Below are 15,859 nucleotides of genomic sequence, written 5' to 3'. Positions count from 1 at the left end.
TAGATACGATGTACATTTTTTACATATAGATAGTATCTTAGCTAAAATTTAGTATGTAATTGAGCAAACAAGAGATTGTAAATCAATATCAAAAATCTCCTAAACTAAAACAGGTTTTAGCGTTTTTAGATCGGAAAAACTTCCATTTTCATATAACAAATCCGGTTGGATCTTCATTATCTTTTATTATTTCGGAAATTTTTAAAGCGGGAGCACATCCTTATATTGTTATTTTTAACGATAAAGAAGAGGCTGCTTATTATCTAAATGATTTTGAGAATATACTCGGCCGTAAAAATGTATTCTTTTATCCGAGCTCTTATAGGAGGCCTTATCAGGTAGAAGAAATTGATAATGCAAGTGTTTTATTGCGTTCTGAAGTTTTAAATGGTATTCATACTGACAAAAAACCTCCTTTAATTGTTACATACCCTGAGGCATTATTTGAAAAAGTAATCACGAAAAAGGAATTAAAAAAAAATACGCTTAAAATAGCTGTAGGAGATTTGGTTTCGTTAGATTTTATAAATGAAATTTTATTTGAATATCATTTTAACCGGGTGGATTTTGTAGCTGACCCCGGCGAGTTTTCTGTTAGGGGAGGTATTATAGATGTATTCTCATTTTCTAACGATAAACCCTATAGAATAGAGTTTTTTGGCAATGAAATAGATAGTATCAGGACTTTTGATATTGTCTCCCAGTTGTCAGAAGATAAATTGAAAAAAATCAGCATCATTCCCAATATAGAAAATAAAATGACAGGAGGATCTTTACGTGCGATTCAAAATAATCCCCGGGAAAGTTTCCTGAATTATATTCCTTCAAATAGTAGTGTATTTTTAAAAAATGAGGATATATTATGTGAAAGACTGGATACTTTGTTTGAAAAAGCCAAAATAGCATATAAAGAACTTCCGGAAGAAATAAAGCACGCGACACCAACTGCTCTTTTTTGTGACGGAATATATATTAAAAATCAACTGGACAACTTTTCTGTTGCACATCTTGGCAGTTTGCCCAAACCAGGCAGCTCTTCCGTGGTTTTTAATACAAAACCTCAACCACCATTTAACAAAAAATTCAACCTGTTAATTGAAAACTTACAAGGTTATCACCAAAAAAGGTTTCGGAATTATATTTTCTGCACCAATGAAAAACAGGCAAAAAGATTTGAAGATATTCTCAATGCCGGTACGGATCAAAATCAAAACAATGTCGTTGATAAAACCTATTATCAAACAATTGTTTCTCCGCTACATCAAGGTTTTATAGATGTTGATGAAAAATTAGTTTGTTATACGGACCATCAAATCTTTGAACGATATCAAAAATTCCATTTAAAAAACAGATATGCAAAAAAACAAGCCATTACCCTTAAAGATCTCAACACTCTGACAATTGGCGATTATGTTACCCACATAGATCACGGAATTGGCAAATTTGGAGGGCTTCGGAAAATAGATGTTGACGGGAGTACACAAGAAGCTATCAAACTGCTCTACGGAGATCGGGATATTTTATACGTAAGCATTCACTCATTGCAAAAAATCTCGAAATTCAATGGAAAAGACGGTAAGGCTCCTAAAATTTATAAACTAGGTTCCGGTGCCTGGAAAAAAATAAAACAAAAAACAAAAAAGAGAGTTAAAGAAATTGCTTATGATTTAATACAACTGTACGCGAAAAGAAAAACACAAAAAGGATTTGCTTTTGGAGCGGATACTCATATGCAACATGAACTGGAAGCAAGTTTTTTATTTGAAGATACCCCTGACCAATTTAAGGCAACCAGGGATGTAAAATCAGATATGGAAAGTGAACAACCTATGGATCGTTTGATCTGCGGTGATGTAGGTTTCGGCAAAACCGAAATTGCTATCAGAGCTGCTTTTAAAGCAGTAGATAACGGAAAACAGGTTGCTATTTTAGTTCCCACTACTATATTGGCTTTTCAGCATTTTAAAACATTTTCAAATCGGTTAAAAGATTTTCCTATTAAAATTGATTATCTAAACCGGTTTAAAACAACGAAACAAAGAAATGCTATCATTGAAGGTATTAATAATGGTAGCATAGATATAGTTATTGGCACACATCAGCTCACTCACGAAAAAATAAAATTTAAAGAGCTGGGATTACTGGTTATTGATGAGGAGCAAAAATTTGGCGTTTCTGTAAAGGATAAGTTAAAGACATTGAAAGAAAATGTAGATACACTGACCTTAACGGCTACTCCAATTCCCAGAACACTACAGTTTAGCCTGATGGCTGCCAGAGACTTATCTGTTATTACAACTCCCCCGCCTAATCGGCACCCCATAGAAACAAATGTCATTCGCTTTGATGAAGAAATTATAAGAGGTGCTATTTATTATGAAATTTCCAGAGGCGGCCAAATATTCTTTGTACATAACAGAATTGAAAATATTAAAGAAATTGCAGGATTGATTCAAAGATTAGTACCAGACGCTAAGATAAGTGTCGGGCACGGGCAAGTAGAAGGCAAAAAACTGGAAAATTTAATGGTCAACTTTATCAATAACGAATTTGATGTTCTTGTGACAACCACTATTATAGAAAGCGGATTAGATGTTACCAATGCCAATACTATTTTTATTAACAACGCCAATCACTTCGGATTGTCTGATTTACATCAAATACGGGGCCGTGTGGGTAGATCTAACAAGAAAGCGTTTTGCTATTTTATTACTCCCCCTTATCATATGATTACAAAAGATGCCAGAAAAAGAATTGAAGCATTGGAAGTATTCTCTGATTTGGGAAGCGGCATTCATATTGCCATGAAAGACCTGGAAATCCGGGGAGCAGGAAATTTACTGGGTGGTGAGCAAAGCGGCTTTATTAATGATATGGGTTTTGATACGTATCAAAAAATACTACAGGAATCCGTTGAAGAGCTTAAAGAGGGTGAGTTTAAAGAAATATATAATACCCATAATGATACTTCTAAAGAATTTGTAAAGGAAGTACAAATGGATACTGATTTTGAAATTCTCTTCCCGGACAATTATATCAATTCTATTACCGAGCGTTTGCGCCTATACAACGAATTAGCTACTATAGAGGATGAATTGACGTTACAGGGTTTTGAAGCTAAACTTACAGATCGTTTTGGAAAACTACCAGTTCAGGCAATTGATTTAATGAATAGCGTTCGGTTGAAATGGTTTGCCAGAAGCCTGGGATTGGAAAAACTGGTTTTAAAACAAAAACGTATGATTGGTTATTTTATTTCGGACCAGCAAAGCTCGTTTTATCAAACAGAAGTGTTTCAGAATGTATTAAAATATGTACAACAGCACCCAAAAAATTGTGTGATGAAAGAAAAACAAACAGCTAACGGTTTGCGATTATTAATTACTTTTATTAAAGTGGATTCGATAGAAGTTGCGCTGAAAATTATAAAAAACACCCGTTGTGCATTATGATTTAGGACAAAAAAAGTTGTTCATCTTACTGAAAATCAGTAAATTGATTTAATCACAAATCATTTATAATGAACAACTTAAATGCAAATTACGAAAGAATATTGGAAGTATTAAGAAAAATATCAAAAGAACAACTTTTAATTTATCAAAGGCGTGAACCTAAACTTAGTGATTTAGAACTCATCAGTTTAAGTTTAACGGTAGAATTTATGGGAATTGATAGCGAGAATGATTTGTTTAGGAAACTCCCAATTGCAATTTACCAGAAAATAGAACGAAGTGTTTATAACAAAAGAAGGCGTAGATTATTAGATCATTTGGACAGTATTCGATTAAAATTAGCTTCCTACTTTAATGAATTTGAGAATTATTTTATCGTTGACAGTATGCCTTTGGAAGTTTGCAAATTATCAAGAAGTTATCGTTCTAAAATCTGCAAAGAAACAATGCATACCTTTCCAGACAAAGGTTATTGTGCATCTCAAGGTACTAATTATTACGGGTATAAGTTGCACGCAATTTGTTCTGTGAGCGGTGTTTTTCAGAGTATCGATTTTAGTCCAGCATCTGTACATGATATCAATTATCTTAAAGCGGTTAAAATGCAGATTAAAAGCGCTACTTTAATTGGTGATAGAGGATATTTATCCGCAGAAGTTCAACTTAATTTATTTGAAACCTATGATATTAAATTAAATACACCAATGAGAAATAATCAAAATCAGTATAAGAAACAAGCTTATATTTTTAGAAAATCTAGAAAATGTATAGAAACTTTGTTCTCACAATTATATGACCAGTTTATGATTCGAAGAAACTATGCTAAAACTTTTGAAGGATTTAAAACAAGAATAATATCTAAGATATCTGCTTTAACTGTAATTCAATACATCAACAAATTTATCTTTAATAGAAATATCAACAATATTAAAATCAGCATTATTTAAAATGCACAACGGGTAAAAAACATGTAACTGAGAGTATATGGGTAACAATTATGTTAAACACCTTTCAGAGCTTATCTTAGCAACTTTATTTATAAGTACTTCAGGGGTTTTAGGAAAATATATTGCTATGCCTTCTGAGGTCATTGTATGGTTTAGATCTTTTTTTGCTTTTATCTTTTTGTTTTTGTTTTGTAAAATACGGAACATCCCTTTAACCATTTCCATAAAAAAAGATCACATTCCACTCATCATTAGCTCAGTACTTATGGCAGGGCATTGGGTTACTTATTTCTATGCTTTAAAATTATCTAATGTAGCTCTGGGGATGTTATCTCTTTTTACATTTCCGGTGATTACTGCATTACTGGAACCTCTCTTCTTAAAAACAAAACGCAATCCTATTCATATCATAATGAGTATTATCGTATTGACAGGTATTTACATACTAGCGCCTGATTTTAATCCGGACAGCTCTCAGGTTCAAGGAATTCTATTCGGTTTGTTATCGGCCGTATGCTATTCCATAAGGGTTTTAATATTAAAACAACATGTAAATAATTATCACGGATCCATGTTGATGTATTACCAAACCTTTGTAATTACCATTGTAATGACTCCTTTTTTATTTTTTATGAATTGGTCCGGATTTCAGTCCCAATTTCCATATTTAATTTTAATTGGAATTGTAACTACCGCTATTGGACATAGTTTAATGATATATGCTTTGAAGTTCTTTTCGGCAACAGCCACAACTATCATCAGTAGTATCCAGCCTGTTTTTGGAATTGTGTTTGCTTTTTTCTTCTTAGACGAAATTCCTCAAACCAATACTTATATAGGAGGATTATTAATTTTGGCTACCGCATTTACAGAAGGCATTCGGTCTACTAAGAAATAGTAAAAGAGGTTTTTTTGGAATGAAGAAGGTTGCATAGTGTCAAATGTTAAATTGTTTATTTAAAAGAAGTAGGTTAAAATATGGAAGGCAAGTATTTATAATAGGTTTTAATTATAAGACTACAGATAAAAATAAACTTACATTCGGTTTTTTCCATTAATTTTGCAACTCTGTTTTATATATAAAAAGAGTGTGCATATGTTTAACTTACAAATAGAAAAAACCAATAATCATACAATTATAAAATTTGTCAGCTCACAAATACTGGTAAATGGAGGGAGTTACGAATTCAACCATATAGACGAAGCAAAAAATTCACCTTTAGCACAGCAATTGTTTTATTTGCCTTTTGTAAAAAAAGTATACATTGCCGCAAATTTTATTGCCATACAGCGATATGATATTGTGGAATGGGCCGATGTACAAGAAGAGGTAAGAGAACAAATCAGCCTGTATTTGCAGGAAAGCAATATCGTTGTCAATGAAAATTCGGATACTAAAAAAGAACCTGTTGAAGTGTATGTTGAAATCACTCCAAATCCTTCGGTAATGAAATTTGGAACCAACAAAATATTAACGACCACTGATGTCGAATATAAAAACATTGACGAAGCAAGTGTTTCATCACCTCTGGCAGCATCTCTTTTCAATTTTCCTTTTGTAAAAGAAGTATTCATCTCAGATAATTATATTTCTATTTCCAAATACGATATAGTCTCATGGGATGAGGTGCATCCGGAACTAAGAATACATATCAAAAAGCATCTTCAAGTGCATACAACCATTATTCGGGAATCGCCCCAGCAAAAGTCAACTCAAGAGTTATCTTCTGAAGAAGAAACGATCAACTTAGAAGGAACCTCAGCAAAAATTGTAGCTATTTTAGATGAATACATCAAACCTGCTGTAGCATCTGATGGCGGAAATATTGCTTTTAAGGATTATGATGAAAACAGCAAAGCGGTAAGCGTTATTTTGCAAGGTGCTTGTAGTGGTTGCCCCTCTTCTATGGTAACACTAAAAAATGGTGTTGAAACCATGCTAAAAGAAATGTTGCCAAATCAAATAAGTGAGGTCCTTGCTATTAATGGCTAAGATAAAACCTACTTTTCTTTACTCATTTTCTAAAAAATCTGTAAACAAATGCCAAAAATAATCAAGCCATATAAAGATTCGGATTTAGGAAAAAAGGAGCAGGTTACAAAAATGTTTAATACCATTTCCGGAAATTACGACAGTTTAAATCGGGTGATTTCATTTGGAATAGATGTACGGTGGCGTAAAAAAGTAGTAAGTATCGTTGCTAAAAATAATCCTAAAACTATTTTAGACATTTCAACAGGAACGGGAGATTTGGCATTGATGATGTCCAAATTGAATCCCGATGAGATCATTGGTCTGGATATTTCAGAAGGGATGCTGGAGGTTGGGAAACAGAAAGTAGCAAAAGCAAATCTTTCCGACATCATTGATATGGTTATCGGAGATTCTGAAAATATGCCTTTTAAGGATAACTCTTTTGACGCTGTTACCGTAGCCTTTGGTGTTCGAAATTTTGCAAACCTTAACAAGGGGCTTTCCGAAATTAAACGCGTACTTAAACCCAATGGAATCCTTGTAATTTTAGAAACTTCCAACCCTGTCAAATTTCCTTACAAGCAAGGATATACATTTTACACGTCATTTATTTTACCCGTTATCGGCAAACTATTTTCCGGAGATAAAGCCGCATATTCTTATTTGAGTGCATCTGCAAATTCTTTCCCTTTTGGTGCTGCTTTTGACAATATTTTGCAAAAAAACGGGTTTATGAATACGAGATATACTCCGGTTACATTCGGGGTAGCTACTATTTATTCTGCAACAAAAAAACAATGAGTAAACGATTTTTAGTTTTTAGTTTTTGTCTTTTGTTTTCTTTCCAGGGGTTTTCTCAAACGGAGAAAGTACAATATCTCCCGGATTTTGACAAAAAATTATATCATTTCGGATTTTATTTGGGGATAAATCAAAACGATTATAAGATAGATTTACAACCCAGCTCTTTTTTAAATGCAGATATCCGGGTAAGCCCTACCACAGGTTTTAATGTAGGTTTAATCGCGGATTTACGGTTACATAAAAACATCAATCTTCGTTTTGAACCTGGTCTGATCAGCAATTCAAAAACAATTACATTCAACCATCTAACAGAAGCCAGAGATAATATAAGGGAAGTAGGGTCTACATACCTGCACTTGCCATTGGTTTTTAAGTTTAGCACAAATAGGTATAACAATATACGACCTTATCTGCTGGCAGGTATTTCATACGATTATAATTTTTCCAGCAATGAAAAAAATCCGGATGATAATTTTAGTGGAGAGTTTCGGTTGAAATCAAGTAATTTTATGTACGAGCTTGGAATTGGTATGGATTTTTATTTATATTTTTTTAAATTCTCTCCTTCTATTCGAGGAGTATTTGCCTTAAATAATGAAATCGTTAACGATAACCCTTCCAACGGGCCAAGCCCATGGACTTCACCTGTTGACTTCTTAGGGACACGAGGCTTTTTTATAAACTTTACTTTTGAGTAATTTGCCTTCTAAATTCGCTTACTAAAATTGCAGCAGCAGTAGCAACATTTAAACTTTCTGTTTGCCGTATACTTCCACCAAATCCGGGAATAGCAATACTATTTTTTACACGCTCTTTGATCTTCTCAGAAACTCCGTTAGCTTCACTTCCCATAATCAAGATTGCCTCTTCAGGGAATGCCGATTCGTATATATTTTCTCCCTTAATATCGGCTATAAAAACAGGCCTTTCGGATACTGCCAGATAATCAGCAATATCGGTATAATGTAGCTGAACCCTTTTTAAAGAACCCATACTCGCTTGTACAACTTTAAAATTATAACAGTCAACCGTATTTGTAGAACAAACCAGATCAGCAATTCCAAACCAATCACACAACCTGATGATAGTTCCTAAATTGCCCGGGTCATTGACCCCATCTAAAACCAGTGTTAATCCCGTGTTCTTTGAGTTAACAGTATCCGGGATTTTAAATAAACCTAACACTGCATTTGGCGATTGTGACCGGCTAATTTGTTTTAATTCGTTTTCGCCGACGAAAACCATCTTTTTCTCCTCCACTTGAAAGTGCTCTTTTCCAGTAGTAAATAAAGTATCCAGCTCAAATGATGAATTCAGAAATTCCGATACTACTTTTATCCCTTCCGCAACAAATAATTTATACTTGATACGATACTTTTTTTGCTGTAAACTTGTTATAAGTTTACGATGTTTTTTGGATACACTCATTTTACCCGGATAAACTGCTCAAAAATAGTATTTTTGAACTTGTATAGTGAATGCTTTTCATGAAAAAACTCTTTCTCTTTTTTTTGATATTAATGTACCTAACATCGTGTAGTTCTGTTAAGCGTGTTCCCGAAAAAAAATACCTGTTAACTAAAAATACTACATATGTCAATGGTAAAAAGAAAAATGATAAAGTACTAAATACGTTAATTCTCCAAAAGCCGAATAGCAAAACCTTAGGTTTGCCTTTGCCTTTATATTTTTATAATATAGGAAACAAAAACAATCCTCAAACTGCATCCGAATGGGGACGGAAAAGACCGAAAACATATCGTTTCATAAAAAATGTTTTCTCAGAGAAACAAAGTATTGCTTATGCCAATTCAATGATCAGGATAAACAATTGGTTTTTAAAAAATGGACAAACGCCTTCCATTATAGATAAAATAAAACTAAATAAAACTGTTAAAAATTTAAAAGCCTATTACAAAACCCAAGGGTTTTTTAAAGCATCCGTATCTGCTAAAATAGACACTCTTAAAAATAAAAAAGCAAACATTAATTATTTTATTAATACGGGAAATGCAACATTTTTAGATACGATTAACTATAAAATAGCATCGCCTGTTCTAAATGCCATTTATGCTAAAGAAAAAGAAAAAACATTTTTAAAATCCGGCGATCAGTACAATAACGAAAACTTTATCAAAGAAGCAGACAGGATTATTAAATTGTTTAGAAATAATGGAGTTTTTCATTTTTCTGAAAATTATCTGGGTTTTTACAACTTAGATTCTACAAATGCAAATTATAAAACCAATGTAGATTTGGTGATTTTAGGAAACAGAGTGGTTAGAAAAGACGGAAAGCAGATTTCAAAAGAATTTAAAGTTCAAAAATTAAGAAATATTAATGTTTTTACAGATTATACTTTTGCTAAAAAAAACGAACCTTACAGAGATGTGGTTCGTTATAAAGAGTACCGTTTTATTGCACATGACAAAATAACATACAATCCTAAATATCTGAGCCAATCTTTATTTGTAAAACCAGATGATATTTATAAAGATACCTTGAGAAATTTAACACGAAGGCATTTAAGATCGTTAAAAAATTTTAAGTCTGTTAATATTAGATTTGATACCGTAGCAAATTCCGATGACCAATTAGATGTAAATATATACTTAACGCCTATAAAGAAATACAGTTTTGGATTAGAGACAGAGTTGACCCATTCAAATATTAGAGATCTGGGTATTTCAGGTAAATTTTCCTTCATTAACAGAAATACTTTTAAGGGTGCGGAAATTTTTAAACTTTCTTTTTTGGGCTCTTTTTTTAATGCCTCTCAGGATGCCAATAAAAGCAGTAATTTTTTCAATTCATGGGAGATAGGGTCGGATATATCATTAGAAGTGCCCCGTTTTGTCGCTCCTTTTGGACTCAATAAATTAGTTCCGAAAAGGATGAATCCCAAAACACTGTTTTCATTAGGAACCAGCCTGCAAAAAAATATTGGTTTAGACAGACAAACCTTTACCGGTTTTATTGACTACAAATGGCAGTATACTCCTAAAAAAACAATACAATTAGAAATTTTTAACACCCAATATATTAGGAATTTAAATATTGGAAACTATTTTGATATCTACAATTCCGAATACATTAAATTAAACACTATTGCCAGAGTATACTATAATGATCCTACGTACCAATTACAAGGACCTGATGAGCCTGTGAGCTTTATGAATACTGTTCTTGCCGATACAAATTTTCAAAACTCAAACGCGTTACTGCATCAGGTAAATGCAAATATATTGGATAGATATAATATTATTACATCTGATTTTGTAATTCCGACCATAGCTTATTCATTTACCTATAACAATCAAACAAATTTTAAAGACAATAATTTCTCATTTTTTAAAATTCGTGTAGCAAATTCCGGAAATATCATGAGTTTATTTAGTAAAACAAATGCTAATAATAATAAAACAGTTTTTGAAATTCCTTTGGCTCAATATTTTAAAACAGATATTGAATACAAGAAATTTTGGGATACCCATGCAAATACTGTTTTTGGTATTAGAGTTTTTTTAGGAGCTATTTTCCCATACAACAATTCGGAACTTCCTTTTACAAAAAGCTATTTTGCCGGGGGGTCTAACGATATAAGAGCATGGCAAACATATGATTTAGGGCCTGGAAGAAGTTCTCCCGGATTAGAATATAATACCGGTAGTTTAAAATTGTTGACGAGTGCCGAATACCGATTTGATTTATTAGGTAGTTTAAAAGGAGCATTATTTGTAGATGCAGGCAATATCTGGGATATTACGAATGCTGTTTTTGAAAATAATGAAGCAACATTCAATGGTTTGCAATCATTGAACGACATTGCAGTAGGGTCGGGTTTTGGTATTCGTTATGATTTTAATTTTTTGGCTTTAAGACTGGATTTAGGTTTTAAGATGCATGAACCTTATCTGGCTAGTAACAAGTGGTTTAGAAACTATAATTTTTCAAATGCAGTATATAATATAGGGATCAATTATCCTTTTTAAATGATCCCTGATAAACTCGCTTAAACTTTTTGATGTACGTAAAAAGTTTGAACAAGCTCAATGTAAAGATTCGTGTTTTTTATATAAAATTGATTACTTTTGAGCCCTTTATTTAATATCAAAACTAAGAAAATGAATCATCTTGTAAAGGCGGGAGTTGCAACCGGTAAAGAAGTACAAACTATTTTTAAATTAGCCAAAGAGAAAAGTTTTGCTTTGCCTGCGATAAACGTAGTAGGCTCGAATACCATCAACGCTGTTTTGGAAACGGCCAAAGAGTTAAATGCTCCGGTTATCATCCAGCTTTCTAATGGAGGTGCCCGGTTTAATGCAGGTAAAGGTTTGACCAATGAACATCAAAAAGCAGCAATTGCAGGTGCTGTAACCGGTGCCAAACATGTACATTTATTAGCAGAAGCATATGGAGTTCCCGTAATTTTGCATACGGATCATTGTGCAAAAAAACTATTGCCTTGGATAGACGGTTTATTAGATGCAGGTGAACAATTTTATAAGGAAACCGGGAAATCACTATATAGCTCTCATATGATAGATTTGTCAGAAGAACCTATTGAGGAGAATATAGAAATTTGTAAAACTTATTTGGCAAGAATGAATAAAATGGGTATGACCTTAGAAATAGAATTAGGAATTACAGGCGGTGAAGAAGATGGTGTTGACAATTCTGATGTTGACGTATCAAAATTGTATACACAACCCGAAGAAGTGGCATATGCATATGAAGAGTTAATAAAAGTAAGCGATCAGTTTACAATTGCCGCAGCTTTTGGAAATGTACATGGTGTATACAAGCCGGGAAATGTAAAACTAACTCCCAAAATCTTAAAAAACTCTCAAGAATATATTTCCGAAAAATATCAGGTTCCTCATAATACCATAGATTTTGTATTTCATGGAGGATCGGGTTCTACTCTGGAAGAAATTAGAGAGTCTATAGGGTATGGAGTCATTAAAATGAACATCGATACTGATTTACAATTTGCCTTTACTGAGGGAATCAGAGATTATATGACCGGAAATATCGAATATTTGAAAACACAAATAGGCAATCCGGAAGGACCGGACCAGCCCAATAAAAAACATTACGACCCAAGAAAATGGCTGCGAGAAGGTGAAATCACATTTAAAAAACGCTTAAAAAAAGCATTTGAAGATCTAAATAATGTAAATACATTATAGTTTATAATATATTTACAACTCATTTAAATAAGATGCAATATGCCTTGGTTTAAAAGAAGCGATAAAGGAATCCACACTCCTACCGAAGATAAAAAAGATACTCCCAAAGGGTTATGGTATAAGACTCCCAGCGGAAAAATTATTGATACGGAAGAGCTAAAATCCAATTTATATGTGAGTCCCGAAGACGGATATCACGTCAGGATAGGGAGCAAAGAATATTTCGAATTATTTTTTGACAATAATGAATTTGAAGAACTGAACCCACAACTTATTTCCAAAGATCCTCTAAAATTTGAAGACACTAAAAAATACTCTGACAGAGTAGTCGCTGCACAGGAAAAAACCCAACTAAACGATGCTGTAAGAACCGCTGTCGGCAAATCTAACGGTAAATATCTGGTAATTGCCGCTATGGATTTTGCTTTTATCGGTGGATCTATAGGGAGTGTGGTTGGAGAAAAAATTGCAAGAGCTATTGACTATTCCATTAAAAATGACATTCCTTTTTTAATGATCTCAAAGTCCGGAGGAGCTCGAATGATGGAGGCTTCGTTATCACTAATGCAACTGGTAAAAACATCTGCTAAGTTGGCACACCTGGCCGAAGCAAAAATTCCGTATATTTCTATATGTACAGACCCGACTACCGGGGGAGCAACAGCTTCTTTTGCCATGTTAGGAGATATTAATATTGCAGAGCCAAATGCTCTCATCGGATTTGCAGGCCCGAGGGTTGTAAAAGACACTACCGGGAAAGATCTCCCCGAAAGCTTCCAACGCTCTGAATTTGTGTTGGAACACGGTTTTTTAGATGGAATATATGAAAGAAAACATCTAAAAAAACAGGTAAATTTATATATTGACCTCATTCGGAATCAACCTGTAAGAGCTCTGTAAGTCATCATATATGATTAAAAAGCAATTCTTTTTATTTATTACTACTGTCGTAGTAGTATGCATTGCCATTAGTAGTTGCAGTTCATTAAAAAAAGTAGCTTTTGAGGATTATGTAAATACCTCTACAAAAAAAATAAAACACCAAGTCAAGAGCACTTTTTCTATACATGACTTGGCTATTTATGCAAGTAATCAATTTGACGGAGCCAGGCTAAACAACATGACCAAATTAAATGACAGTACGGTTATTGCCCATATTGAACCTGAAAACACTCCGATAAACAACAGTGCTTACTATGCATTTGATATATGGTCTGCAAAGAATACCATTATTTATGTAAAATTCAAATACCCTGGTGAGTTTACCCATAGATATCATCCGAAAATTAAAAAAAATAATGTTTGGTCTGTATTAGATTCCAGCAATATCTTGATTGCAGACAAAAAGGAATACACTATTAAATTAAATCTTGAGGGTGAAAAAATTAGAGTAGCAGCTCAGGAAATACACGCTTCCTCACAGGTAAGATCATGGTGTACAAAAATTACGAAGGCATACAAACCACTTGTGAAATTAAAAAAAATCGGAACCTCTAAATTGGGCAGGGAATTACTTGTTTTAGATATTTATAAAGACCATAAAAAAAACAAACCCATTGTAGTGCTGCTCACCAGACAACACCCCACGGAGGTAACGGGATATTTTGCATTTCGGGAATTTGTAAACACCATTTTAACAGATACGCTCTCTTCAGGCTTTCTGAAAAAATATCGGGTTCTGGCCTTTCCTCTGTTAAATCCCGATGGAGTGGATCTAGGACATTGGAGGCACAATGCCGGTGGAGTGGACACCAACCGGGATTGGTCAAAATACAACCAACCGGAAATCAGACAGGTGGTTCGCTATATTACCAAACAGTATAAAAAATCCAAGGCCAACGTTATACTTGGTTTGGATTTTCATTCTACCTGGTACGATATTTTTTATACCAATAAGGAGAGACAAAATACATCGCTCCCGAACTTTATTACTACATGGTTTAATGGTATCGAAAATGACATCCCCGGCTATAAAGTTCGTGAAGCTTCCGGTAATAGTACAAAACCGGTTTCCAAAGGGTGGTTTCTATATAGCTTAAACGCCGTAGGAATTACCTATGAGATAGGCGATGAAACCCCATTTCCCGAAATACAACGCATTGGAAAAATATCTGCAAAACAGATGATGCAAATTTTATTGGAACAGTGAAATTTTACCTCCTTAGTGCTGCTATGTAACTCAAAAAAAGCTTTTAACAGAATGAAACCCGGATTAAGCATTAGAAAATCTATTACAGCTTGAAATCAATTCAAATACAAAATATATACCTATTTTGGCAAAGGTCTCATGAAATAAAAGTTATACCAAAAGAATCATAAACTCATCTTCCTCAAAAATAATGAAGCTGTTAAAACTCTGGGAAATTTTACAAAAGGTTGTTTTTCAATAAAATACCATTCATCTAAAAAAATAGTGTTTGACCTAAAAAAGAGGTGATGTTGGTCTAAAAGTTGCTTTTCTTACTGTATATCGGGTGTAGGTTTGTTTTCTCAAAATAACAATCAATGAGAACAATTATCATATACACACTGGCAATATTATTAGTTCAACTGGGACGGTCTCAATCGTTTTATGTAGGTTCGGGAGGTATTATCTCGATAAATTCAGGCAATGTACTATATATTGACAACAATGCCACTATCGATGCTTCGGGAACGATTACTGTTAAATCAAGTGCTACTACCAGTGCTTCTTTACTGGTAACCGGTAGTGCAACAGGAAATATTGCCTACAAAAGACATATTAAAGATACAGACTGGCATTTGGTAGCTGCTCCGGTAAGCTCTCAAAGCATCAATGACTTTGTAACCGATACCAGTAATAGTATCAACACAAGCGGTGCCATGTATGCTGTCGCTACCTATAACAATTCAAATACCAGCTCCAATCGTTGGGAGTATTATACTAATGCTCCAGGTGCAGGTAACTTTGTAAACGGAAAAGGTTATTCTACCAACAGAACAGCTATAGGAGACTATACCTTTGAAGGAGCAATGCCCAACTCGGATGTATCGGTATCATTAACCACTTCCAGTGGTAGTTTTTATTGGAGTGCACTGGGAAATCCTTTTCCTTCTTTTTTACCGGCTAACAGCGGTGCAAAAGCAAACAATATCCTTGACCAGAACAGTAGCGTTTTAGACCCGTCTTATACGGCCTTATACTTTTGGAACGGAGTAACCCCTATCAACCTGTTAACAATGCAAGTCCTGCATTACAGATTGCTCCCGGACAGGGTTTTATGGTAAAAGCAAAAGATGATAGTGAAACATTTATTTTTACAAAAGCAATACAAAACCACCAAAGCGGAACAGCTACCTTCTACAGAACAGCAAATACAACTCCAAGTATCGTTGTCAATTTAACGGTACCTTAAATAAACAAACCTCCGTTAAGTATCTTCAAAATGCAACCACCGGACTGAACCCAGGATACGATGCAGGAGCCTATGATAGCGGAAGTACAAACTTCTTTATAAACACACACCT

At 33.9% G+C, this 15,859-nt stretch carries 13 protein-coding genes; 12 read left to right on the top strand and 1 reads right to left on the bottom strand.

Annotated features, from left to right (window positions below):
- Positions 1–59: 59 nt before the first annotated feature.
- From mfd to GKR88_02485, 6 genes are all read left to right on the top strand, one after another.
- A complete protein-coding gene (mfd, locus tag GKR88_02510; protein QMU63259.1) occupies positions 60–3,452 on the top strand; it encodes a transcription-repair coupling factor in 3,393 nt (1,130 codons plus the stop codon).
- Between the two features lie 68 nt (positions 3,453–3,520).
- Entirely contained in the window at positions 3,521–4,399 is an 879-nt protein-coding gene (locus GKR88_02505) for an IS982 family transposase (protein QMU63258.1), read from the top strand.
- A 37-nt stretch (positions 4,400–4,436) separates the two neighbouring features.
- Positions 4,437–5,297, top strand: a complete 861-nt coding sequence (locus tag GKR88_02500) for an EamA family transporter (GenBank protein QMU63257.1) — start codon at positions 4,437–4,439, stop codon at positions 5,295–5,297.
- Positions 5,298–5,495: 198 nt separating this feature from the next.
- Positions 5,496–6,392, top strand: coding sequence for a NifU family protein (locus tag GKR88_02495; protein ID QMU63256.1), 897 nt, complete (start codon positions 5,496–5,498; stop codon positions 6,390–6,392).
- 48 nt (positions 6,393–6,440) lie between these two features.
- A complete protein-coding gene (gene ubiE / locus GKR88_02490; protein ID QMU63255.1) occupies positions 6,441–7,175 on the top strand; it encodes a bifunctional demethylmenaquinone methyltransferase/2-methoxy-6-polyprenyl-1,4-benzoquinol methylase UbiE in 735 nt (244 codons plus the stop codon).
- The gene (locus tag GKR88_02485) at positions 7,172–7,876 is read left to right on the top strand and encodes an outer membrane beta-barrel protein (GenBank protein ID QMU63254.1); all 705 of its coding nucleotides are present in this window, start codon (positions 7,172–7,174) and stop codon (positions 7,874–7,876) included. The genes ubiE and GKR88_02485 overlap by 4 nt, the downstream gene beginning before the upstream one ends.
- On the opposite strand, the gene GKR88_02480 is transcribed toward GKR88_02485, so the two are convergent.
- Positions 7,863–8,606, bottom strand: a complete 744-nt coding sequence (locus GKR88_02480; GenBank protein QMU63253.1) for an RNA methyltransferase — start codon at positions 8,604–8,606, stop codon at positions 7,863–7,865. The two genes, GKR88_02485 and GKR88_02480, sit on opposite strands and share 14 nt — an antisense overlap.
- A 59-nt stretch (positions 8,607–8,665) precedes the next feature.
- Between GKR88_02480 and GKR88_02475 the strand changes: the two genes are divergently transcribed.
- From GKR88_02475 to GKR88_02450, 6 genes are all read left to right on the top strand, one after another.
- Positions 8,666–11,170 (top strand): BamA/TamA family outer membrane protein, encoded by a 2,505-nt coding sequence (locus GKR88_02475; protein ID QMU63252.1) that lies wholly within the window; start codon positions 8,666–8,668, stop codon positions 11,168–11,170.
- 132 nt (positions 11,171–11,302) lie between these two features.
- Positions 11,303–12,370, top strand: a complete 1,068-nt coding sequence (gene fbaA / locus GKR88_02470) for a class II fructose-bisphosphate aldolase (protein QMU63251.1) — start codon at positions 11,303–11,305, stop codon at positions 12,368–12,370.
- A gap of 39 nt (positions 12,371–12,409) precedes the next feature.
- Positions 12,410–13,270, top strand: a complete 861-nt coding sequence (gene accD, locus GKR88_02465; GenBank protein QMU63250.1) for an acetyl-CoA carboxylase, carboxyltransferase subunit beta — start codon at positions 12,410–12,412, stop codon at positions 13,268–13,270.
- A 10-nt stretch (positions 13,271–13,280) separates the two neighbouring features.
- Positions 13,281–14,519: a hypothetical protein gene (locus GKR88_02460; GenBank protein ID QMU63249.1), complete on the top strand. Its 1,239-nt coding sequence runs from the start codon at positions 13,281–13,283 to the stop codon at positions 14,517–14,519.
- Positions 14,520–14,875: 356 nt separating this feature from the next.
- Positions 14,876–15,619 (top strand): hypothetical protein, encoded by a 744-nt coding sequence (locus tag GKR88_02455; protein ID QMU63248.1) that lies wholly within the window; start codon positions 14,876–14,878, stop codon positions 15,617–15,619.
- The gene (locus GKR88_02450; protein ID QMU63247.1) at positions 15,538–15,747 is read left to right on the top strand and encodes a hypothetical protein; all 210 of its coding nucleotides are present in this window, start codon (positions 15,538–15,540) and stop codon (positions 15,745–15,747) included. The genes GKR88_02455 and GKR88_02450 overlap by 82 nt, the downstream gene beginning before the upstream one ends.
- Positions 15,748–15,859 lie beyond the last annotated feature (112 nt).

The sequence above is a fragment of the Flavobacteriaceae bacterium genome, from assembly GCA_014075215.1.
Lineage (GTDB): Bacteria > Bacteroidota > Bacteroidia > Flavobacteriales > Flavobacteriaceae > Polaribacter.
Note: the sequence above shows the minus strand (reverse complement) of the source record. Positions and strands in the feature narration are given on the sequence as shown.